General features: G+C 68.5%; 1 protein-coding gene. It reads right to left on the bottom strand.

Translation table 11 applies throughout. The features are described from left to right. Positions 1-404 (bottom strand): hypothetical protein (locus tag WN71_RS41685; RefSeq protein WP_143074946.1); only part of this gene is annotated, 404 nt, incomplete at its 3' end. Positions 405-476: the final 72 nt, after the last annotated feature.

Genomic DNA, 476 nt, shown 5'->3' with positions numbered 1-476 from the left:
GCACACCAAGATCGATAGAGCAACGGCTTCTTAGATTCCCCGCAGATCCGGGAACGCATGGCCGCGCTCCTGCTCCCCGCCGCAGACACCGTCAGCGAGCTGATGTTCGGCGCCGGCGCAGGAACCACCTCCTCACCATCGCCGTCGGCGACGGAAACAGCGAACCGGTCATCGCCTCCACCCGGTTCCAGGTCCTCGGCGACCAGGACAACGCCCTCTGGGCCGGCACCATCACGGAAGCCGCCGACATCACCGAAGCCGTGGCCCTCGGCCTGGCCCTCCACACCGGCAGCCTCGTCCTCGGCACCTTCACCCCCGACGGTGCGGAAACCGTACGCGGCTGGGTCTTCACCGACCACGCACTCCAGCCCCTGCAAGCCGACCAGACCCAGGCGATGTTCCACCAGACGCTGGGCCGGACCACTCCGCCGTCACCTACCACCCGGCCTACCCCCTGCCCTCCTCCCGGCACACAT

It is taken from the genome of Streptomyces mangrovisoli, from assembly GCF_000974985.2.
Taxonomy (GTDB): Bacteria; Actinomycetota; Actinomycetes; order Streptomycetales; family Streptomycetaceae; genus Streptomyces; species Streptomyces mangrovisoli.
Note: the sequence above shows the minus strand (reverse complement) of the source record. Positions and strands in the feature narration are given on the sequence as shown.